The sequence below is a fragment of the Giesbergeria anulus genome (genome assembly GCF_900111115.1).
Classification (GTDB): Bacteria; Pseudomonadota; Gammaproteobacteria; order Burkholderiales; family Burkholderiaceae_C; genus Simplicispira; species Simplicispira anulus.
In genome coordinates this window covers 94,776-117,152 of record NZ_FOGD01000006.1, presented here as the reverse complement: position 1 = coordinate 117,152, position 22,377 = coordinate 94,776, and the positions used below count along the sequence as shown (strand labels likewise).

Annotated in this window: 13 protein-coding genes; 5 read left to right on the top strand and 8 right to left on the bottom strand. The window is 59.6% G+C overall.

Annotation, left to right across the window (positions count from 1 at the left end; translation table 11 throughout):
* Positions 1-187: 187 nt before the first annotated feature.
* The 5 genes from BMX55_RS10440 (at position 188) to BMX55_RS10420 (ending at position 4,963) form a co-directional block, all read left to right on the top strand.
* On the top strand, positions 188-1,183 hold the full coding sequence (locus BMX55_RS10440) for a Bug family tripartite tricarboxylate transporter substrate binding protein (RefSeq protein ID WP_091457294.1): 996 nt from the start codon (positions 188-190) through the stop codon (positions 1,181-1,183).
* A gap of 19 nt (positions 1,184-1,202) precedes the next feature.
* Positions 1,203-2,714, top strand: a complete 1,512-nt coding sequence (locus tag BMX55_RS10435; RefSeq protein ID WP_091457114.1) for a SidA/IucD/PvdA family monooxygenase — start codon at positions 1,203-1,205, stop codon at positions 2,712-2,714.
* On the top strand, positions 2,711-3,829 hold the full coding sequence (locus BMX55_RS10430) for a peroxidase-related enzyme (protein WP_091457111.1): 1,119 nt from the start codon (positions 2,711-2,713) through the stop codon (positions 3,827-3,829). Before BMX55_RS10435 ends, BMX55_RS10430 begins: the two co-directional genes overlap by 4 nt.
* 50 nt (positions 3,830-3,879) lie before the next feature.
* Positions 3,880-4,611, top strand: a complete 732-nt coding sequence (locus tag BMX55_RS10425) for a helix-turn-helix domain-containing protein (protein ID WP_091457108.1) — start codon at positions 3,880-3,882, stop codon at positions 4,609-4,611.
* Between the two features lie 127 nt (positions 4,612-4,738).
* On the top strand, positions 4,739-4,963 hold the full coding sequence (locus BMX55_RS10420) for an HP1242/YdcH family protein (RefSeq protein WP_091457104.1): 225 nt from the start codon (positions 4,739-4,741) through the stop codon (positions 4,961-4,963).
* 88 nt (positions 4,964-5,051) lie between these two features.
* Here the strand turns inward: BMX55_RS10420 and BMX55_RS10415 are convergent, their stop codons facing one another.
* The 8 genes from BMX55_RS10415 to BMX55_RS10380 form a co-directional block, all read right to left on the bottom strand.
* On the bottom strand, positions 5,052-6,308 hold the full coding sequence (locus tag BMX55_RS10415; protein WP_091457101.1) for an FIST signal transduction protein: 1,257 nt from the start codon (positions 6,306-6,308) through the stop codon (positions 5,052-5,054).
* Between the two features lie 40 nt (positions 6,309-6,348).
* Entirely contained in the window at positions 6,349-7,137 is a 789-nt protein-coding gene (locus tag BMX55_RS10410) for a PhaM family polyhydroxyalkanoate granule multifunctional regulatory protein (RefSeq protein WP_091457096.1), read from the bottom strand.
* Positions 7,138-7,214: 77 nt separating this feature from the next.
* A complete protein-coding gene (locus tag BMX55_RS10405) occupies positions 7,215-7,706 on the bottom strand; it encodes a copper chaperone PCu(A)C (protein WP_091457094.1) in 492 nt (163 codons plus the stop codon).
* 99 nt (positions 7,707-7,805) lie between these two features.
* The gene (recD, locus tag BMX55_RS10400; RefSeq protein ID WP_091457091.1) at positions 7,806-9,860 is read right to left on the bottom strand and encodes an exodeoxyribonuclease V subunit alpha; all 2,055 of its coding nucleotides are present in this window, start codon (positions 9,858-9,860) and stop codon (positions 7,806-7,808) included.
* A 26-nt stretch (positions 9,861-9,886) separates the two neighbouring features.
* Positions 9,887-13,579 carry an exodeoxyribonuclease V subunit beta gene (recB, locus tag BMX55_RS10395; protein ID WP_091457088.1) on the bottom strand — a complete coding sequence of 1,231 codons (3,693 nt, stop codon included), beginning with the start codon at positions 13,577-13,579 and terminating at the stop codon, positions 9,887-9,889.
* The gene (recC, locus tag BMX55_RS10390) at positions 13,576-17,088 is read right to left on the bottom strand and encodes an exodeoxyribonuclease V subunit gamma (RefSeq protein WP_091457084.1); all 3,513 of its coding nucleotides are present in this window, start codon (positions 17,086-17,088) and stop codon (positions 13,576-13,578) included. Before recC ends, recB begins: the two co-directional genes overlap by 4 nt.
* A 56-nt stretch (positions 17,089-17,144) precedes the next feature.
* Entirely contained in the window at positions 17,145-19,133 is a 1,989-nt protein-coding gene (locus tag BMX55_RS10385) for a methyl-accepting chemotaxis protein (RefSeq protein ID WP_091457081.1), read from the bottom strand.
* A 164-nt stretch (positions 19,134-19,297) separates the two neighbouring features.
* Positions 19,298-22,369, bottom strand: coding sequence for a type ISP restriction/modification enzyme (locus BMX55_RS10380; RefSeq protein ID WP_091457078.1), 3,072 nt, complete (start codon positions 22,367-22,369; stop codon positions 19,298-19,300).
* Positions 22,370-22,377: the final 8 nt, after the last annotated feature.

The window sequence follows — 22,377 nt, the reverse complement described above, 5'->3', positions numbered from 1 at the left end:
CCCACCTGTTCATACACCAACCACTAGGCCCTGTGCCAGACGCACCCAGTGATACGGGTGGTATCGCTGATTGCTCCCCAGCGCATATGCATATGGGGCCATCAGCATGAGTCATTCTCCACAATCGGCACCCAAAGGCACGGCTTCTACTGCCATGCCATACCTGCCCGATTTCAAGGAAACTGCCATGCACCACCTTCTGCGCGTGATCGCTGCTGCCACTGTGGCCCTCGTCACTACCACTGCTTTGGCCCAGACTGGCCACACCACTGATTGGCCTAGACAACCCGTGACGCTGATCTTGGGGTTTCCTGCTGGCTCTGGCGTTGATGTAGTAGCCCGTGCCGTGCAGGAACCACTGAGTCAGAAATTGGGCCAGCCGGTGGTGATTGACTACAAAGCGGGTGCCGCTGGCAACATTGCCAGTGAATATGTGGCCCGTGCCAAACCCGATGGTTACACGCTGGCGCTGGGCACCGCTGCCACGCATGGCAGCAATGCTGCAATCTATAAGAAGCTTCCCTTTGATGTGGAGACTGACTTTGTGCCCGTAGCGCCGCTGATCGATGTCTCTAATGTTCTGACCATCAACCCGAATGTTGTGAACGTGAAAACGCTTCAGGAGTTTGTTGAGTTGGTCAAGGCCAATCCGGGCAAATACAACTATGCCTCCACCGGCAATGGTGCAGGCACGCATATGGCGTTTGCCGAGTTCAATGCCCGTCTGGGACTCAACATGGTGCATGTGCCCTACAAAGGTGGCCCTGAGGCCATCACTTCTGTGGTGCGTGGTGAAACCTGCTGCATCATGAACCAAGTACAAACTGTGCTGCCGCACTACAAGGCAGGCAAGGTACGCCTGCTGGGCGTGACCACCGCCAAATCCGTGGCTGCAGTTAAAGAGGTAGCGCCGATTGCGGCCAGCCATTTGCCGGGCACGCAGGGCTTTGACAGCTCCATTTGGTTTGGTATCTTCGCGCCCAAGGGCACGGATAACGCTATCGTCCACAAGCTCAATACGGCACTGCGTGAAGTGCTCGAGCAGCCCGATATTCGCCAGCGTTTCGAATCACAGGGCAATACGGTGCGTCTCGAAACCCCCGAACAGTTCCGCCAGACCGTCCATAAGGATCGGACAAAATGGGCGCAGGTTGTTAAGGACGCCAAAATCAGCATCGATTGACCTACTAGCCCGCTCTCGTATGACCTCTTTCACCCCCTTTTTTGATGCTGCTGGTTTAGTGGCACTTGAACAACGTTTACAGCACGACTTGCTGCTGCTCAACTGGTACGCACAGCCTTGGATTAACCCCCGCAGATATGCGGATGCCTCAGTGACCGATGTGCTCATTATTGGTGCAGGCCAAGCAGGATTGGCCGCCCACATGGCCTTGGCCCAACAAGGTATCCGTTCTGTGTTGTTAGACCGCGCTCCGTTGGACTATGAAGGCCCATGGGCGACTACTGCCCGCATGGAAACGCTGCGCTCGCCTAAAGAGCTGACCGGCCCCGCGCTGGGCGTGCCTGCACTGACTTTTCGCGCTTGGTTTGAAGCTCAGTGGGGCCTGCAAGCTTGGGAGGCGCTTGACAAAATACCACGCTTGCAATGGATGGACTACTTGCGCTGGTACCGCCGGGTGACACAAGCCGATGTACGCAACGAACACACGGTGACAGCCATACGACCACGCAGCGACGGGCTGGTGGAAGTGGATGTGCAAGCCTGCGGCCAGACCACTGTCTGGTTTGCACGCCGGGTGGTGTTAGCCACCGGGCGGGATGGACTGGGGGGGCCACAGATTCCTGCTTTTATGCAGGGCGTGGAGCGCAGTCGTTGGGCGCACTCCTCGGATGTGCTGGACTACGAGGCCCTACAGGGCCAGCGCGTTGGTGTGATCGGCATGGGGTCCTCGGCTATGGACAGCGCAGGCACTGCGCTCGAATGTGGGGCCGCCAGCGTCGATTTGATCGCCCGCCGCACCGAAATGCCGCGCATCAATAAGTCTAAGGGGTCGGGTCTACCGGGTCTCACACATGGCCACCACCACTTGCCTGATGCTTGGAAATGGCGTATCCGCCACTACATCAATGCACAGCAGGTGCCTCCGCCGCATGGCAGCACGTTGCGCGTGTCACGCCATCCGAATGCATATTTTCACTTTGGCTGTGCTGTGCAGCATGTCAGCAACGTAGGAAACGGCCTGCATGTGACCACCTCGCAAGGGGTGTTTGCGTTCGACTTTTTGGTATTGGCCACCGGGTTTGCGATTGATTGGGCACAAAAGCCAGAATTTAGCGCCTTTGCACCCCATGTCCGTACTTGGGGAATGCGATACCAACCCCCTGCGGGTGACGAAGATCAGGAACTGACCGACTCGCCAGATTTGGGGCCGGTCTTTGAGTTTCGCGAGGCTACGCCCGGCCATTGCCCAGGGCTGGAGCGCATCCACTGCTTTTGTTATCCAGCGGCACTGTCACACGGCACCGTCTCGGGCGACATTCCGGCCATCAGTGATGGGGCGCGACGCTTAGCCACTGGATTGGCCAGCCTGTTTTACCGCGAAGATGTGGAGTATTACTTTGCCAACTTACAAGCCTATGCCGACCCCGAATTGCATGGAGATGAATGGAGCCCGGCCCACACAGCCAGCCGGGTGTTACCCGGCACCGCGTACACACAATCTTGCGCTTCTGTACTGAATACCAGCCCATGACTCTCTTAGACTCCATCGAGCAACTTATTCCATCCGCCTCCCATGTGCAGGCGGCACGCGCACAACGCGCTAAGGCCATCACAGCTACCCAGACTTGTGAAAATCTCCTGTTGGCCCCCGAACTCTCAGGCAGTGGACTGGACCTGTCGGAGCGTTTGGCTGTGGCCCAGATGGTGGCTATTTCCAGTGGCTTGCCTGCGTTGGCTGCACACTACAGCGCCACATTGCCCAGTACGCCGCCAAGAGACGATGCACGGTGGCAGGTTATCTGCCATTTCACCCAGCTTTTAGCCACACAACCCGCAGCCGCGAACCGCAGTGCTTTGCTGGCCTTGCGCGATGCAGGGCTGTCCACCAGCGACGTGGTGTTGCTGGCACAGCTTATCGGTTTTGCGACCTACCATGCACGCGTATTTGCAGGGGTGGCAGCACTGGCCGCGCTGCATCCAGCACCGACCACGCCTACTCTGATTGCAGCCGCCGATGCCTCTTTCATCCATCCTGCCCACCTGCCAGCGCCGGGCGAGCCTCTGCGCTTGAACGGCTACACCAGCGAGACGCTGGGGTGGGAAGCTTGGCTGCCAGTGCTAGACCCTGCCAGCGCCACGGCAGAGCAGAATGCCGTATTGGATGCCAGCCATCCCAAGGCTCGCACCTCTGACTTTTACCTGCTACTGGCACACCAACCGCAGGTGCTGGCAGCACGCTCGGAAGCTTTCAATGCCATCATGTATGCACCGGGTGGCTTGCCCCGCGCCGAACGCGAACTGGTCACTACGGTAGTTTCACGCATTAATGGTTGCGTCTACTGTGCCTCGGTACATGCCCAGCGTTTTGAGCAATTGGCCAAGCGCAATAACGTGATCGCACAAATCTTTGCTGACCCAGACAGCGCAGGCACTAACGCCCGCGAACGTGCAATGGTTCAGGCCAGTGCCACCCTGACCCGCTCCCCTGGCAATCTGGGTGTGCAGCACCTCTTGCCATTGCGTGCTGCTGGACTTTCCGACCTAGAGATTCTGGACACCATCCATGCCTGTGCCCTTTTTGCTTGGGCCAATCGGCTGATGCTAAACCTCGGTGAGGCCGTATGGCCTGTACCGCAGAACCTATAGGACTGACACGAAGCACTATTGCAGATCAGGGTGGTCTTTATCATGGCCCCATGACTACGACTGCCGACCTCGTTATCGCCCTTAAGCAAGAACTCAAAGCTGCTGGGTTGACCTATGCCGATCTGGCCCAAGCGCTGGGCATGGCCGAGTCCAGCGTCAAGCGGATGTTGGCTAAGGGCGATATGCCGCTGTCGCGCATGGATGCCATCTGCCGTGTGCTCAAGATGGATTTTGCCGATTTGGCCCGGCGTGTGCTGGAGGCCCAGCCGTTGCTGGCCCAACTGAGCCACGCCCAAGAGCAGGCGGTGGTGGCCGACCGCATATTGCTAGTGGTGGCGATTTGTGTGCTCAGCCAATGGACGCTGGAGCAAATCACCAGCAGCTATCGCGTGACGCAGGCGCAGGCCATTGCCGCTTTAGCCCAGCTTGACCGTATTGGCATTATTGAGCTGCGGCCTCTGAACCGCTACCGCCTCAAACTGGCTAAGACTTTCCGCTGGCGGCCCCACGGCCCAGTGATGCAGTATTTTCGGGAACATGCGCTGTTGGACTATTTTGGCGGTGGCTTTGATGGCTCCGGCGAGGGATTGTTGCTGGTGCATGGCAGCATCAGCCGGGCCTTGGCACCGGCCTTTGTGGAGCGCTTGCAACGGGTGGCGCAAGACTTTGCCCAGCAACATCTGGCCGACCAAAAACTGCCCGAAAGCCAGCGCGAGGGTTACACCCTGCTGCTGGCTGCGCGCCGCTGGGAATTTGCTGCTCTTGCAGCCATGCGCCGCTGAGTTGGGTGCTGTGGCAAAGCCTGTGTGGCACTCGGACTCTTGGAGTACGATTCGAAGGCTAGGTATAGTTACAAACAGTGGCGCGCCGATGTCCGGTGCCCCGAACTACCCTTTACAAGGATTGCCCATGTTTCCTGAGTACCGCGAACTGATTACCCAACTCAAACACGTTGACCACCACTTTACCCGTCTGTTTGATGAGCACAACGACCTCGATCACAAGATCAAGGGCATGGAAGCGCGCACCATTCCCGGCACCGATGTCGAAATCGAAAACCTGAAGAAGGAAAAGCTGCACCTGAAGGATCAGCTCTATGTGATCTTGCAAAAGAAGGCGGCTGAAACGGCTTAACTGTTGTGAGAAGCCGGGTCTGTCCACCAGCAGCACCGGTTTCACGCTATAGCCAGGGCACCCTTGTGGTGCCTTTTTTTGTGCTGGCTTAATCGCTGATGTCTGGCGCTTCGGGTGCGGTAAATACCGTGAGTACGGCGGTGTAGCCATACAGGTGCTGGCCTGCGATCTCGCCACCGGCAAAAAAGCCTACCAGCGGCACATCGCCCAGCGCATGGCGCAGCAATTGCAGCTCTGCCCCCGGCGCGCCAAAGTGGTTGCCCCCACGGCCAGAACAACTGACATAAATGGCCCCGGTGATATGCCGCTGGGGTAGCGGGGCCAGATCGGGGGCTAGCTCTTCGCGCACCTCAGTGCAGATACGCACCAAGTCGGCGCGAGCGGCGGCGGCATGGCGTTGGCAAAATTGCAAGCCCATGCCCGGCTGCACTTGGTCGGCCAAGGCGATGCCTCGGCGGATGCCATCTAGCCCGACGATATGGCGCACGCGCACGTCAGCCCCTAAATGGCCGGGGTGTTGCACGGTGGGCAGCGGGTAGCTCTTGGTGGGATCAGTCAGGCCCGCCAACAGGCCCCGCACGCGCTCTACTGCTTGGTGCGGATCGGCTTGTAGCGATACTCCTAGCGTGCGCAACAACACATCCAAGGCCGGCTCGCCATCAAGGGCCAGCACGACGTTGTCTTGGGCAGCAGTGATGTGGTGGCGTGGCCCCACCGGTTGGCAACCTTGGGTGACTTGCGTGATCAGCCCCAGCCCAGCGCCCCACGCTACCCCAGACAGGCCGCCATGAAACACGCCACTGGCCGCGCCTTGCCCGGCCACGGTGCCCGCACCACTGACGGCAAACTGCACCCGTGGCCCCCGGCTGGCAGCCAAGCCACCAAAAACACTGCCGCTGCTGGTGCGTTCGGCCATCTCGGCAATCAAACCGGGCAAATCGGGGGTGTGACCATCGGCATGTACCAATGCGGTGTGCGCCGTAAAGCCACTGCTGCTGCCTGTGCGCGGCAGTGGTGCCACGCCAGAGAACACGCGGTATTGGTCTACCGGCAGCTCTAGCAACATCAGCGCCAGCGCAGGCTCGTCAAAATACTCGGCCCCACTGGCACAAACGCCCACGCCCACGGTGCCGCTCCAGTCGGTCACGGTAGGTAGCTCGGCACTGAAAAAATCCAAAATGGCCTGCGCCTCACTGGCGTAATGGTCGGTGATGTAGAGCAGGCCCAAATTGGGCATGTCGGCATAGCCGGGCAAAGCCATGTAGCCGCGCAGTTGCGCTAGCGCCAAAGAAGCAGCCATGCGCCACTGTGGGTGCGTGGCGTGGCCTGTGGGGCAGAGTTTCATGGGTGGCTCCTCCACAGGCTAGGATAAGCAGCCCAGACGATCAACGGGCCGCCTTGGTGCGCCGGGCGCTAGTTTTGCGTGGTTCGGCATCAGATTCGGCTTCTGCCTCAGCGCCTTGCTCTGGCCCGGCTGGTGTGCTGCTGGCGGCGGCTGGTTTGCGGGGGGTTGGGGTCTTTTTAGCTGGGGTTGCTACTTGGCTGGCCTGCTGCGCGGCTGCGCTGGCCGCAGTGGCTGCTTGCAGGGTGGCTTCTTGTACCGTTTGCACGCTGTGGGCCGCTATATCGGTGGCCTGCTTGAAGGCTTGTGCAGCCAAGTCGGTGGCACCAGCTTTGGTGGCCTCGGTCATGGCGGTGGCGGCAATTTGTTGGAACTGCTGGGTCAGGGCACCCCACCACTGCATCGGGTCGATGACACCGGCGGAGGCGGCACTGGCGTCTGCTGTATCGGCGGCTGGGGCCGGTGCTGGCGCTGGTGCCGCTGCTGGGGCAGCCTTGGGCTTGGCACTGGTATCTGGTGTTTTGATGGTGAAGGCGTTGGCCATGTCGGCCATGCTGAAGTTCATGCCCTTGAGGGTGGACAAGGTCATCTTTTGCACTTCTAGCGCTTGGATGGTGGCACTGAGCGCCCGTGAGTTTTGCTCTAGCCAGAACTGTACCGATTTCAGCTCGCTGATGCGTTTTTCTATCTCTTCGACGCTGATGGTGGGTGCTATCCAGCTCGACATATTGGGTATTTGCGGCGTGCTGTTGTTGGCCCCTTGGGTGAGGTTTTGCAAAAAGTCAAAGCCGGGCAAGAAATTGCCGAAACCGAAAGAAGATGTATCGCTCATGGCCGCTCCGGGGGATTGTCAAAAGGTAGCTACAGCTTAACCCAAGGCAGCCCCGCCAGAGCGCTCCATTTCCTGCCTCAGTGCTGGTGCGCTGCTCCATGCATGGGGGCGTGGCTAGGCATTTTGGCTTGCACCGGCACTTGCAAAGACAGTTGCGATTGCGCGCCTTGCGCATCTTGGAACACCAGCGTGAGGGGCACTTGCGTGCCTTGGGCCAGAGGGGCTTTCAAGTCCATGAGCATGACGTGGTAGCCACCGGGCTTGAGTTCTACGGCTTGGCCCGCAGGCAGGTCTAGCCCGGCGATGGCGCGCATTTTCATGACATCGCCATCCATTTTCATTTCATGGATTTCGGTCACGCCTGCTGCGGCAGACTCTGCGCGCACCAGACGGGTGGCGCTGCTGGCCGTGAGGCGCATAAAGGCTCCGGTGGCCTTTTGTCCGGTGACGCTGGCGCGCGCCCAAGCGTTGTCTGCCACCACGGGGGCGGCAGCCGTTTGGGCATGGGCCGCACTGGCCCACAGGGCAGCGCTGAGAAACAGGGGGGAGGCGATGCGTTGCAACAACATAGGAAGAACCCAAGAAAGAGGCCGCCGCACGTGGCGGCAGCAGAAAAAATGAAAACCCACCTCTATTTTAGGAAGTGGCTTGAAAGCGCCCACAACCCATTAGATTAGCCCTTGCTGCAACAGTTCCTGCAAGCCACTGGCCCGTTGCGTGGGCTGGCGCAAAGCGGCACTGAGCAGCCCCTGCTGTGCCGATACCAGCGTGAAGGCTTGGCGCGCACGGGTAATGCCGGTATAGACCAGTTCGCGGCTTAGCACTGGCCCGGCGTGGGGTGGCAGCACCAGCACAGTGTGCTCAAACTCTGAGCCTTGGCTTTTGTGTACCGTCATGGCAAAGGCTGTTTCGACATGGGCCAAGCGGCCTACCCCCACCGAGCGCAGTTGCGGCCCATCAGCAAAATAGACGCGCAAACTGCCCACACGGCCACTGTGTTGGATGGATGGCAAGGTGATGCCAATATCGCCATTGAACACGCCCAGCACCGGGTCGTTGCGCGTGACCATCACTGGGCGGCCTGGATACCACTCGCCGCGTGCTTGCAACAGCTTGTCTTTGTGCAATTGCTGCTCTATGGCTCGGTTGAGGCCGCTGACACCCCAGTCGCCCTCGCGCACCGTACATAAGATGCGAAAGCGCTCAAACTCGCGCAAGATGCGGCGCACCCAGTCTTCTTGCGCCTGCGTATCGCTAGCAGGGGGGCGTTGGGCCAAGGCTTCGAGGTAGCAGCGATAGCTGGCCCCGGTGCCGTCGCGGCCCCGCACGGCCAAGGGTAAAACTTGCGCGGCATGGTCGGCGTTGATGCGGGCCAAGGCGCGTTGGGCGTCGTGGGCCAACAATTGCCGCGCCGCAGCCACATCACCGCCATTGACGGCCACCGCCAAAGCGCCGATTGCGCCTTCAAACCGATGGCTTTGGCGCAGCATCACGGTGTGTTGCGCCAAAGCGGGCGCGGCGCTGCCAGTGGCGGCCAGATAGGCCGCTGGCAAGGGCTGCCCAGTGGCGTTTAGGGCGTACTGTGCGGTATCCACACTGTAGCGGCCTGCTTGGGCATCGCGGCACAGATCGCCCAGCACGGCCCCGGCTTCGACCGAGGCCAGTTGGTCTTTGTCTCCGAGCAAAATCAGCCGTGCTGTAGTGGGCAACGCTGCCAGCAAGGAGGCCATCATTTCCAGATGCACCATCGAGGCTTCATCGACGATGAGCACATCCACATCCAGCGGACGGCCCGCGTGGTACTGAAACTGGCGCGTATCGGGCCGCGCCCCTAGCAGGGCGTGCAGGGTGCGGGCTGGCCCCATGCGCTGGGTGAGTGCGGTCAAGTCGAGCGTATCGCCCACACGCTCATGCAAACCGGCCAGCGCCGCATCAATCGACTGCTTGAGCCGTGCTGCGGCCTTGCCCGTAGGGGCCGCCAAGGCCACGCGCAGACGCTGGGGCTGCGGATCGATGGCAAACAGCAGCGCCAGCAGACGGGCGGCGGTGTAGGTTTTTCCTGTGCCCGGCCCCCCGGTGATGACCGAGAGCCGCCCGCGCAAGGCGATGGCACAGGCCAGCTTTTGCCAGTTGGGGCGGTGGCTAGGATGGGCAGGCGCATCAAACAGAGCATCTAGCCAGCGCTTGACTGCTGGCATATCCACCGCCAGCGGGGCGGCTGTACGCTCGATTACCTGCTGCACCACCGCCTGCTCGTATGTCCAATAGCGGCGCAGATAGAGCCGGGGAGCTTGCGCGGTGCCGCCCAGCACCAAGGGTTGGCCGCCATCTTGGCCCAGCCCGCTGGCGTCATAGATCACCGGACTGCTGCACAGGGCAGCGCGCCACTCCGCCAAGGTGGGTGGCAAGCTGGCCCAGAGGGCTTGCAGGGCATCAAGTGCTTCGCCCGGCCAGCCCAATACGGCCTCTGGTCGGGTCAGCAGTGGGGCCAGTGGCAAACAGGTATGCCCGCGCCCTTCTAAGTGCGTGAGCAGTGCAGTGGCTACTAGCAAGGCTGGTTCGGCGTGGGCATCGAGGTCTGCCACCCAAGCGGCCAAGGCGCTGTCTAGGCGGCGCAGCCAGCCCCATTCGCTCCACTGGCGCAGGGTTTGGAGCGTTTCTGCCGGGGTGGCCGCTACAGGGAGGGGGGCCGTATCCACGGTCAATGCAACAGACTCAGACATCACAGGCAACTCCGGAAACGGGTTCTTTAAAGCGAGGGGCCAGCATCGCCGAGCAGGGCATCAAATGCCGCCACCAAGGCCGGATCAGCCGCCACCGTGACCACACCCGCTTGCGGCCCATCAATGCCGCGCAAAAACAGGTACAGCGCGCCACCCAGATGCTGCGCGGGTTCATACTGGCTGCCGAGGCGCTGGCGCAGCAGGCGGTGCAATGCCAGCAGGTACAAAGCGGCCTGCACGTCGTAGCGGTGGGTAAGCATGGCGCGCTGTAGCGCTTCTGCATGGTAGGCGCTGGCGTCTGGCCCCAAGTAGTTGGATTTGTAGTCGAGCACCCAATAGCGCCCGTCTTGCTCAAACACCAGATCGGCAAAGCCCATCAACATACCGTGCAAGGTGCGCTCCGGCAGCAGCGCCCGCTCTTGCCCCGGCCATAGATAGTGCTGGCACAGGGCATCGACTTGCACAGCGGGCAACTGCTGGGTGGGCAGCCAAAATTCCATTTCTGGCAGGGTGTGTTCTAGTGCGTCCAAGGCTACCCCCACCCCCGGCAGCACGGTTTGTACGGCAGCACTGAGCCACTGCACCACTGCGTCGGCCTCGTCGGTATAACCGGCGCGCTCACAGCGCTGGCGCAGGCGCTCGGCCAAGGTGGGCTGGGTGGCTAAAGCAAATTGCTCACGCGCCAGCCATTCGAGTTGGTCATGCAAAAAATTGCCCACCACCGGGCCACGGGTAAATTGGTGCCAGACGGCGACCTCATCCGTGGTGCTGGCGGGTGCTGGCAGGCGCGGCGTGGGGGCCACTACCTCTAGGCGCTCATCGTCGGCAGGACGTGGCAGGGGCAGCACCGCGCCCAAGGAGGCTACCGCTGAGGCCCCGCGCACCAACTGCGAGAAGCTACCCACATTCCAGCGCCGGTCAAAATCAGCCCGGTACGTTTGTGCGGGCAGCAGGGGAGCGGGGTTGCTGTGGGCGTGCAGCCGTGTGCAGGGCAGGGCGCGCACATCGTGGCACACCACTGCGTGCAGTGCCAGTGCGGTCTGCCCTTGGGCCAGTGCTTGCAGCGGCCCGGCCCAGTCGGCGGCCTCGCGGGCTTGATCGCCACCCAGCAGCACCCCCAGCGCACTGCGATGGGCCATGCATTTTTGGCTGCTGTGGGGGTCTTTGCTGGCAGCAAAGCCCAGCCACAGCGCATGGCGCGCACGGGTCAGGGCGACGTAGAGCAGGCGCATATCTTCGCGCAGGCGCTCGTGGTCGGCTTGGGCCAACACGGCATCGGTCAGGTCTAAATGCAGGTGGCGCTGGCCGGTGGCCTCATCGGTCAGTGGCACAAAGGAGGTGCCCTTGCGCTCCACCGCCTTGAAGCTATTGGCAAAGGGCAGGCATACCACTGGGTATTCCAAGCCCTTGCTTTTGTGGATGGTGACCACCTTGACCAGATCGGCATCACTTTCTAGGCGCACGATTTGCTCTTCGGAGCCGCTGCGCTGGGAGTCCAGTTGTTCGGCCAGCCAGCGGATCAGTGCTTGCTCGCCTTTCAGCTCGGCGCTGGCGTCTTGCAACAACTCGGCCAGATGCAAAAAATTGGTCAAGCGCCGCTCGCCGCCGGTCTGCGCCAGCCAACGGGCGGGCAAATCCAGCTCGTGCAGGGTTTGGTGCAGCATGGTGAGCACGCCTTGGGTTTGCCAAACGTGGTGCAAGCCGCGCAACTGCTCGGTGCGCTGGTCTAGCGCTTCCTCATCGCTGGCCAGTTGCGCCAGTGCGTGCAGCGACAAACCGATGGTGCCGGTAGCCAGCCCAGCGCGCAGGCGGCGCACATCCAGCGGCGCGGCCACGGCCTGCAACCAGTGCAGCAAATCACCGGCCTCGTCGCTATCGAAGACCGAGTTTTTATCCGACAGATACACCGAGGCCACGCCGCGCCGACGCAGCTCGCGGCGCACGGCTTCGGCCTCGATGCGGTTGCGCACCAGCACGGCAATATCGGCAGGGCGCAGCCGTTGCAGGGGCTGCCCCAGCGTGACAAATCCGGCTTGTGCATCATTGAGCCAGCCGACAATGCGCTCGGCACAGAGCACGGCAAACAGGCGGCGGTGCTCGTGCGCGTTGCGCAGCTCCAAGTCGTGGTGCAAAGCCAAGGCAGGCACGCTGCCGTGGGTGTCTTGGAACTGCTCGGCGCGGCCTTGGGCTTGTACGGCTACAAACGGCAGCGGGTTGTTGGGTGTGGTGGCATGGCGGAACAAAAAGGCCCCAGCACCGGGGCGCTGTTCGGCTTGGGCAAAAAGGTGGTTCACGGCCTCTACCACCGCCTGCGTGGAGCGGTAATTGGTGCCCAAAACGTAGTGGCGTCCGGCGGTGGCTTGGCGTGCGGCCAAATAGCTGTAAATATCGGCCCCGCGAAAGCCGTAGATGGATTGCTTGGGGTCGCCAATCAGCAGCAGGGCGGTGTGGGGGTCGTTGTTTGCGGGGTGGTAAAGCTGGGCAAACAACTGGTATTGCTGTGGCGAGGTGTCTTGAAACTCATCGACCAGCGCCACTGGGTATTGCGTGATGATGCGCTCGCGCAGGCGCACACCGTTTGCGCCCGCCAAGGCTTGGTTCAGGCGCTGCAACATATCGGCAAAGCCAAAGCTGGCTACTTGGCGTTTGAGCTGCGCCATGCGTGTCTGCACTTGGGCACCCGCGTGCAGGCGCAAGGCCACGGCTACCGACGGCAGGGCGTCTAACGCGGCCCACAAGTCAGCCAGTGCCTGAAAATCTTGCGGCAAGGTGATGCTGGGCGCATCGGCTTTGCGTGCTTCTAATACGCCAGCGGGGCTGAGGCGGTGCCGGGCAGCATCCGTCCAATCGAGGGCGTCACTGTCGGGGCTTTGCGCCCAAGCGCTCAAACCGGCCAGCCATTTGGTGTAGTTGCCGGGGGCCAACTTGCGCCGATCCCAAGGGCAGACCTTGGGCGCGGTTTGGTTGTCCAGCCAATCTTGCAGGGCTTGGGCGCGCTCTACCCAACCCGATTTGAGGTGTGCGATGGCCTCATGGCGTTGGTCTAGCTGGCGCTGGAGGTTCTCGGCCAAGCTGCCAGCGCCAGCCTCTGTGGGCAGTTCTTGCGCGCTGAGGCTGCGCATATCTTGCAGCAAGGCATTGACGCTGGGCCAGACTTGCAACACTGCATCCAACAGATCACTGGGCAAGCGATAGCAGTTTTGCCGCCAGTAGTCTTGCACGGCGGCGGTTTGCAGGGCGCTTTCGTCGGCGTCCAGTTCTTCGTCGAAGGGGCAGCCGCTGTCAAAGGCGTGTTCGCGCAGCATACGCTGGCACCACGCATCAATGGTGTGGATGGCGGCATCGTCCATGCCCTCGGCAGCACTGGCTAAGCGCCAAGCGGCGCTGCTGCGCGCCGGGCCATCCGGATAGGCAGCCAGCAGATCGGCCAGGAAATCATCACCCTCGGGCACCAGCGTTTCGCCCCGAAAACACCGGGCCGCCTCTAAGAGGCGTGAGCGGATGCGGTCGGACAGCTCACGCGTCGCGGCGCGGGTAAAGGTCATGACCAAAATATCGGCGGGGCGCAAGGGCTGGGTAAAGCCATTGGGGCCGCCGTGGCCCAGCACCAAGCGCAAGTAGAGGGCGGCAATCGTCCACGTTTTGCCCGTGCCCGCACTGGCCTCAATCAAGCGGCTGCCCCACAGGGGAAACTCTAAAGAATCCAAAGCCATGCTCATGCGCTTGCTCCTGCCAGTTCATCATCGTGCGCTGGATGCTGGACGATGTCTACCGTTTGCACCCAAGCCAGTAGGGGCGCGCACAACTGCTGCGCCAGTCGCGGAAAACGCCCATCGGCTCCCAGTGCCTCAAAATCGGCATAGACGCGGGCCAAACAAGGCTCGGCCACATCGCCCTCGCGCTGATAGTCGCCCTCGTAGCACTTCAGCGCTTCGCCCTCTTTGCCTTGAACCAGCGCCAGCGCTGTCTGCAAGGCCAGCGGTAGGGGTTCTTGCATCCCGGCGTGCCACAGTTGCAGCAAGCGGTGCAAGGTGTCTTGTGCCTGTTCCACCGTCAAGGTGGGCAGATGCAAGGTGGCATCGCGCCCCACCAGCACGGCCCGCACTGGCACGCCACTGGCGGCAGCGGCCAAGCTGCGCACCCAAGGTTGCAGCAGCCTATCGGCACGCGCCACCGGTTTGGCTCCGCCTTGTAATAGCCGCGAAGGGGTCAGTTCTAGCCAGACTGGCCCAGCCTCGCCGCCTTGGCGCAGGCCATCGAGCCAGTCTTCGAGCACGATGGTGGCGCTGTGGGCCTCGGCACTGACCCACCGCAAGGGCAGGCGCTCGGTGGTGTCCGGGTGTTGCGCCTGTGCTGCTTGCCATGCCTGCAACAGCGGCAGCAGGGCTTGGGTGAGTTGCTTTTGCGTGCGCGCAGCAAAGCCGCCCAGCGGCAACTGCCCGGCAGCACGCAGGCGCTCGACCTGCACGGCCACCAAGCGGGCCACACCGTCCGGCGAGGTATCGGGTGCCAGCGCCGCCCCAGTGGGGGGAGCCAAGGCCAGCAGCACTTGCTGCATCACCGTGTGTACCACGCCATACTCTTGCAGACCCGCGAGGCCAAAAGATTCCTCATCGGCCAGTTCTTCATCCCAGTTGTCCCACACCACGCCCAAACGCTCGCGGAAAAAGGTCTTGACCGGGTGGCGCAAAAACGCTGCCAGCTTGGCTACTGTGAGTGGCACTTGCACATCGGGCACCCACGCCACTGGGGCCGGGGTGGCTTCTGTGGACTCTGCCGTGGCATGGGCGGCGCGCCATTCGCGGGCAAAAGTCCACAACGCGGGCTGGCCTTCAAAATAACGGCGGCTAAAGGGTTGTAGCGGGTGCTCGGTGGTGCGCTCGGCCAGTGCGGCGGCCCCCCAACCAGAAGCCAGATAGTCGCGCAACTGCGACACCAGCACCGAGGGCGGCTGCTCGCTGTGGTCGCGCACGCTGCGGCCACTCCAACTGATATACAGCACGCGCCGCGCTGACAGCAGGGCCTCTAGCATGAGCTGGCGGTCGTCGCTTTGGCGGGAGCGATCCCCCGGACGGTGCTGGCCGGGCAAGGCCATCAAATCGAAATCGCTGCGCGGCACGCGGCGCGGATAGTCGCCATCGTTCATGCCCAGCAAGCACACCACCTCAAACGGCACGGCGCGCATGGGCATCAGGGTGCAAAAGGTGACGCCCCCGGCGCGAAAGCGCGCATCCAGTGCCGGTTCGTGCAGGGTATCGAGCCAGCCTTTGCGCGCCACCGACAAGGGGATGGCTTGCGCAAACTGCGCTTGCGTGCAGGCGTCTTGCCAGCGCACCAAGGCTTGTTCTAGTGCAGCCAGCATCTCGCGGTCAGTGTCATCCACCGCTTGCACCATATCGGCCAACAGGGCACGGAAACGCGCCGCCCACTGCGCTGGGGCCGCAGGCTCTAGGGCCTGCACGCGCCACAGCTCTAGGTGGTGCAACAGGCTGGCCAAGGCACCGGCCAATTCCGCCTCTAGCCCGCCCACTTCGGCATAAGGCTCTAGGCCCGCAAAGCTGGTGCTGCCGCTGGCATAGCCCAACAACATACGCTGCAAGCCAAACAAGGCCGAGTTTTGTGCGCCACAGGCGTCTAGGCCCAAATCAGCCCGTTGGGCCGCATTCAAGCCCCAGCGAATACCCGCCCCCGCCATCCACTGCGTCAGGCGGCCTAGGGCGTCTTCGGCAATGTCAAAACGCGCCGCTACCGCTGGCACATCGAGCAAATCGCGCAGCTCACTCAGGCGGCAGCGCTGTTGGGGCAGGCGCAGCAGCCACTCCAGCGCCGTGACCAGCGGGCTTTTAGCCCGTGCGCTCAAATCGGTAATATCAAACGGGATGTAACGTGCATCGTGGCGGCCATATTGACCAAACACCGCCCGAATGGCGGGGGCCATCAGGTCAATATCGGGCACCATCACCACCACATCGCGTGGCTGCAAGGCGGCGTTTTGCCCCGGCGGCTGCGCCAGCAGATGCAGCAGTTGGTCGTGCAAAATTTGCACTTCGCGCAGCGCACTGTGCGCGACATGAAAGACGATAGAGCGATCCGTGGGCTGTAGCGTGCTGGCTGGGTGCTCGGCCAGTGGCAGCAAATCGCGGATGCGGTGCTGCACTTGGGTGAGCAAGGGGGTATCGGGCGTGTCTTCGTCCTCGTCAAACAGATCGACACGTGGCAAAGAAAAGCGTTGCTGCGCCTGCTGGGCGTCATCAAACTCATCCAATTGGCGCACAAAATCGCGCCCTTGGCGGCCCCATGCTGCCAGCAAGGGGTGGGCGTGGGCGTGCATTTGCTCTAGCGGCAGGGCGGCCAAATCGCGTCCGTCACGCAAGGGCTGGCGTCGGCGCTCCATGCGCAGCAACTCGCGCCCGTCAATGGTATCGGCCCAATGGAAGCGGCAGGGGTTGGGAATAGCCAGCAGCACTTGGCTGTGCCCTGCCAAAGCGGCCAACACTTGCAACACCGGCAGCGGCACATGGGTCATGCCAAACAGCACCACACGCCGCGCCACTGGGTGCGCCAGTGCTGGGCCTTGGCCTGGGGGTTGGTGCAGCACGCGCAGCGCCCGCTGGTGGATATGGGGCCGGATAGCACTGCGCTCGCGCTCGGTGAGCGTTGCTAATACGGCCCGCCACAACAGGGGCTGCCAGAGTTGGTCTGGCGGCAAAGCCACATCGGGCCGCCCCGGCGCACCCAGCCTATCGTGGCCCGCGCTCCAGTCGGCCAGCCAATCGGGGCGATAAACTTGGTACTGGTCAAACAAATCGGCCAAGCGGCTAGACAAAGACAGCAAACGATCTGGCTCGCCCGAATGCAGAAAGCGCGCCACCGGCGCAAAGTCGGGCACTTCTAGCAATTCAGGTAGGTGGCGCATCAAACGCCACGTTAAAGGCGTTTTGTCCACCGGCGATTCGGGCGGCACCTGTGCCCAGCCCAGCACCTGCCGGTAGGTGCGCCACAAAAAGCGCGACGGCAGCTCGACACGCGCGGCGGCGCAAATGCCATCGCCACTGGCTTGCAGCATCTTGAACCATTCGGCCATGCCATTGCTTTGCACCAGCACTACTTCTTCTTCTAGCGGTGCCAGAGGGTGCTGGCGCAGCCAAGCAAAAACGGTAGAAGCCAAGGTTTCGGCACGGTTGCCGTGCAGGGCGATCAGGCCGGGCTGAATGTGGGTGCTGCTCAAGGGGTGTCCTCCAGAGGCGACACCATAGCGCAAAACCTAAGCGGCGCTGACTTGGCCTACGGGTTGCTGTGGTGGGCCGCCAGCTTGAACACCGATACCGTTTTGACCAGATCAGAGGCTTGTTGGCGCAGGCTGTTGGCCGCCGAGGCCATCTCTTCAACCAGTGCGGCATTTTGTTGCGTGCTCTGATCCATGTGAATAATGGCCTCGCCCACCTGCTGCACGCCAGCGTTTTGCTCATGGCTGGCGTTGCTGATTTCCTGCATCAGCGAGGCCACTTTCTGGATTTCTTCAATCGCCAATTGCATGGTGTGGCCGGCCTTTTCTACCAGCACGCCCCCTTGCTGAATTTCGCCTACGCTGTGGCTAATCAAGTCTTTGATTTCTTGGGCTGCATGTGCAGAGCGCCCGGCCAGCGCCCGCACTTCACTGGCTACCACGGCAAAACCTCGGCCTTGTTCTCCGGCGCGGGCAGCCTCTACCGCAGCGTTCAAGGCCAAGATATTGGTCTGGAAGGCAATACCATCAATCACCGAGATGATTTCTGCAATGCGGTGGCTGCTGGCCTCAATGCCTTTCATGGTTTGCACCACCTGCTGCACCACTTGGCCGCTGTCAACCACCACTTGGCTGGCACCTTGTGCCAAATGGTTGGCGGTGGCCGAATGGTCGGCATTGACTTTCACGGTGCTTCCCAGCTCTTCCATAGAGGCCGCCGTTTGCTCCAAGGCACTGGCTTGGCTGGCGGTGCGGGTGCTTAAATCTTGGTTGCCTTGGGCGATTTCGGCGCTGGCCAAGGCCACGCTCTCCGAGCCGGTGCGCACCGTAGTCACCACACGGGTCAGGCCCTCGCCAATGCTGTTCATGGCGTGCAGCAAGTCTCCAATTTCATCGTGGCGTGATGCGGTCAGATGCCCCGATAAATCGCCTGCAGCCAAGGTTTGGGCCACGCCACAGGCTTGTTGGATGGGTTGCACAATCATGCGGCGGATAAATACAAACCAAGCCCCAGCCAGCAAAGCCACTGCCAGCAAGCCCAACATGGCAAACCTGAAAATCAGTTGGTGTGCCTGCGCGGTGTATTCTTCTACATAGGTGCTGGCGGCAATCACCCAGTCCCAGTTGGCATGGTGGGCATAGGCAATCAGCTTCCGGCGGGGATGGGTTTCATCGGAGCCTGGATTCATCCAATTGTAATATTGGACTCCATTCTTCTTTTCCAGCATTTCGCGGATAAAAAATTGCCCGTCTGCATCTTGGGTGTCCAGAAGGTTTTTGCCTTCTAGCACCGGATGCACTACCAGTGTGCCCATATTCTTGCCGGGCTTAGAGTCCAAAATATAATAGTAGCCTGAAGCGCCCACCTTGAGTTTCTTAATCGACTCTTTCATGTTGGCAAAGAATTCAGAAAAATCCAGCCCGATAAAAGAAATGCCTAGCACATTACCATTGGCATCTTTAATCGGGTCGTAGCGCGTCATGTAGCGCCGCCCAAACAAGGTGGCAATGCCCATGTACGAGTTGCCACTTTGCACCTTTTGGTAGCCTGGGTGGGTGGTGTCGAGCACGGTGCCTACAGCACGCTCGCCATTTTCGTTTTTGAGTGAGGTGGTCACACGTACAAAATCATTGCCATCTTTCACAAAAACCGTGGCAATAGCACCTGTGCTTTGTGTGAATTTATCAACCACCTGATAATTGAGATTGATAATATTGCCATTGGCACTAAAAATGGGCACCTGCCGATCTTTGATCAGCATTTTTTCTCCAGAAATTTCAAATTTCCCAGAGAAATTCTGGGCAAAACTTTTCCCCAGAAATTCTGCGCGCCGGTACAAATCGGCATCAGTAGCTTCCAAGAAACTAACCATCATGTGGATATGCTGGTTTAGTTCGTCCTCGGCTCTGTGCTCAATGTTTTTTGAAACAAAAAATCCGATCAATCCAATTAACACCGCCAAGACGATAGAGACCAATACAAAGTTAGCAACGGCTAATTTCTGACCTAAACCAAGGGTGTGGTGTTTTTTGAATATAGATGTCATGGATATTTTTTTGTCGTTCAGGTGGTGACAGAACGCCACTTGGCCTGTACATTGCAGTGACCAATTGTAACTTGGTCACGATCAAAGCAATCAAACCGAGCAAACCGATAGATACTCTTGATGCCTATGAACGACAGGACTTCCCGTGCATGCTGGTTAGTAGCCTAGCGTGTGCTGGCGCGCATGGCCTCGGTGATGGCTACGGTTTGCACGCTCACGCTGGTCACACGCGCCAGCAGATCAATCACTTTGTCTTTGTAATCGGCAAAGCGGTAGGTATCAAACTTTTCGCGGATGGTCGGGTCTTTGGGCTTGCGTTCTTTGTATTGGTCTAGCACCCAGTCTAGGGCGCTGCGGTTGCCCAGTTTGTAGCTCCAAGCGGTGGGTGGAATGCCGTGCAAGGTGGTTTCGGTATCGAGGGTGATGGTGCCTGCGGTGGGGTCGGCCTTGAGCTGGGCTTTGGGGGCCAGCCCAGCGGCGCGGGCTTTGGTGTCGGGCTGGTCGGTGCGGGTGAGGGCAAAGGGTGGCACGGCTTCGTAGCCGATGTGCAAGGCCACGAGTTGTGCGCCCCAGTCGGCCCAGCGCCAAAAATCGGTATAGAAGGGGATGCGCGGAAATTCGCGTTTCAGGTTTTGTGCGTATTTTTCGCGGTACGCAGGGTTGTGCAGTACGGCATAGCAGTAGTGGAAGATGTCTTGTTTGCTGATGCTGCGTGCTGCGGAGTCTTGGGCAAGGATAGGGGCGTAATGCTGGTTGAATTGTTCTAGCGCCCAGTCGGTGATGTTGTCGATGCGGTTGCCTATGCCATCAAATTGATAAAATCCAGCGTACTGAATAGCATCTGCTGAAAACATATTTAGGTTTGGTAGTATGCCGGTGCTAATAATCGAAAAAGGCTGCCTATCGCCGATCATGAAACAAATTGTTGGATTTTTGCCGTTGATAGGGAAAAATACATTGCTTTGGCCAGGGCGGTCAATATAAATATTTGAGTTGTAATAATCCAATGAAACAAATGGTCTGTATAAAGTTTTTCCAATTTGTGTCGAATTGAATACTTCAGATTTGTTTGTTTTGCATCTTCGTAGTAGGGTTTCTGACCATTTAATTATTTCATCTGCTGAATTGTATCCAACTCGTTTTTCATAGTGTTGGATGAAGAATTTCATCTTATTTTCCAAGTTTGAAGATGAAAAGTCTGTAACCCAATCATCCCGGTTAGTCGATGCACCAAGTGAGTGCAAAGAAAAAATAGCCCGTTCCCCCGCTGCCGTTTTTGCTGCCTTGGTTTCTTTGCTAGCCAGCGGTAGCAGCATCTCAAAATCGTTATCGGTTAAATTAACCCAGTTGGCATTTTTATCGGGCGTAATTTCTTCCAGTTCCAGCGCCCGCAGCGGCTGGCGGGCCAGCCAAGCCAGTTTGTCGTCGGCGGTTTCCATTTCTGGGCGGCGGCTGTAAAACACACGGGCCGGGCGCTGCTCATGGGCTGGGCGCTGGCGCTTGACAAAAAAGCTAATCGCCACACCCGTTTGGATGCCAAACACATTATGCTTGGTGCCGCTCAGTTTGGGGTTGGCGCGTACATCGCCGCCCAAATCAACCACATAGAGCTCGCTAAACTCCTGCGCTACGGTTTTTCTAAAACCATCAAAGGTGCGCGCATCTATAAAACTGCGGTTGGTCACAAAGGCCAAAATACCATTATCATCCAGCCGGTCGCTGGCCCAGCGGAAAAACCGGGCATACATATCATATAGCTTGGTTTTTTGGGCTGTGCTTTCAGCAATGTAGGTTTCTTTAATGCGCCGGTCAATTTCTTGGTATTCGCGGTTTTTGTTGTTGTCGTTTTCGTTGGCTTGGTTGGCATTGTAAGGCGGGTTGCCAATCACCACGCTAATATGCTTGCTGTTTTGGCGTTGGATGCGCGCCACGTTTTCTTCACTCACGCTGCCAAACATTTCTACCGTGCTGCCCTTGGCTGCGGTATGCTGGCCCACATTGTCTAGCGTATCGACAAAGCACAGGCTAGGAAACTCGGCATAATCACCCGTAATGGCAGCATAGGTGGCCTCAATATTCAAATTGGCTACATAATAAGGCAAAATAGCCACTTCATTGGCATGCAGCTCGTGGGCGTATTTGTGTGCCAGTTTTTTGGGTTGGCCCCTAAAATGCTCTAGCAATTCACAAATATAGGTGCCGGTGCCAGTGGCCGGGTCTAAAATATCTACGCCAGCGTCAATCAGGTGCTTGCTAAAGTATTTTTCACACAGCCAGTCGGCCCCCTCAATCATAAAGCGCACAATTTCATTGGGGGTATATACTACGCCCAGTCGGTCAGCCGCCTTAGTGTTATAAACCTTATAAAAGTTTTCGTAAATCACTTTCAGAAAGGTTTGCTTCTCGCTATGGCTGCCAATTTGCGCAGCAGCAGCGCGGATGGCAGCATAATACGGCTCTAATCCCTTGAGGGTTTGCTTTTTTAGTGCGCCGGTAAAAAATACCGATTCCAGCGCATAAAGTTCACGCGCCACATTGTTGTGCTGGTGAAAATCGCTGTCATCAAACACTTTGGCAAAAATTTCTTCCGTCAAAATGTGCTGAATCAGCATTTCGCGCACATCGGCAGCGCTCAGGCTGGGGTTAATCGCCTCTTGGGCGTGGAGCAAAAACTTTTCTGCCGCCTGCTGAAACCGGGCGTGGCTGCTCTGCGCGGTGTCAATCATGCTGCGCAGGGCTTGCAGCACGGCGGGCAGGTCGTTTTTAAACTGCGCTACGGCGCTGCGAAACCCGGCAATTTCGGGGCGCTCGTAGCCAAAAAACAGCTTGAGCAGTTTTTCTAGTGCGGCGGGGGCGCTCATGTCGCAGCGCAACACCTCTTGCCGGTTTTGCCAGAGTACGGCGGTGATGTCGTCGCTAAACAGAATGTTGTCTTGCGGGTAGCCTTTGGCAAATTTTTTGCTTACCTCTGCGTCTAGCTTGTCGTCGGCGTCTTTGGCCTCCCAGTAGCCCAAAGGCATGCGCAATTCGTGCAGCAAGGCCCCATCGACACTGATGTTGGTTTTGTGCGCTGTTTTGAGCGGGTATTCGGCTAAAAACACCAAGCCTTGCTGCCGCCCCCAAGCCTTGAGCAGGTCTTTAAATGCTTCGCGCACGATGGTTTCGCGCTGGCTGCCACTGACTTTTTTAATCAGGTCAAGCTGGCGCAGGTAGTCGTGGATCAGGTGTTGGCTCATGGGGGCTT

Bases quoted from the DNA above. Each gene is read 5' to 3' on its own strand.
- BMX55_RS10440 (WP_091457294.1), top strand. From the start codon at position 188: ATGCACCACCTTCTGCGCGTGATCGCTGCTGCCACTGTGGCCCTCGTC.
- BMX55_RS10435 (WP_091457114.1), top strand. From the start codon at position 1,203: ATGACCTCTTTCACCCCCTTTTTTGATGCTGCTGGTTTAGTGGCACTT.
- BMX55_RS10430 (WP_091457111.1), top strand. From the start codon at position 2,711: ATGACTCTCTTAGACTCCATCGAGCAACTTATTCCATCCGCCTCCCAT.
- BMX55_RS10425 (WP_091457108.1), top strand. From the start codon at position 3,880: ATGACTACGACTGCCGACCTCGTTATCGCCCTTAAGCAAGAACTCAAA.
- BMX55_RS10420 (WP_091457104.1), top strand. From the start codon at position 4,739: ATGTTTCCTGAGTACCGCGAACTGATTACCCAACTCAAACACGTTGAC.
- BMX55_RS10415 (WP_091457101.1), bottom strand. From the start codon at position 6,308: ATGAAACTCTGCCCCACAGGCCACGCCACGCACCCACAGTGGCGCATG.
- BMX55_RS10410 (WP_091457096.1), bottom strand. From the start codon at position 7,137: ATGAGCGATACATCTTCTTTCGGTTTCGGCAATTTCTTGCCCGGCTTT.
- BMX55_RS10405 (WP_091457094.1), bottom strand. From the start codon at position 7,706: ATGTTGTTGCAACGCATCGCCTCCCCCCTGTTTCTCAGCGCTGCCCTG.
- recD (WP_091457091.1), bottom strand. From the start codon at position 9,860: ATGTCTGAGTCTGTTGCATTGACCGTGGATACGGCCCCCCTCCCTGTA.
- recB (WP_091457088.1), bottom strand. From the start codon at position 13,579: ATGAGCATGGCTTTGGATTCTTTAGAGTTTCCCCTGTGGGGCAGCCGC.
- BMX55_RS10385 (WP_091457081.1), bottom strand. From the start codon at position 19,133: ATGACATCTATATTCAAAAAACACCACACCCTTGGTTTAGGTCAGAAA.
- BMX55_RS10380 (WP_091457078.1), bottom strand. From the start codon at position 22,369: ATGAGCCAACACCTGATCCACGACTACCTGCGCCAGCTTGACCTGATT.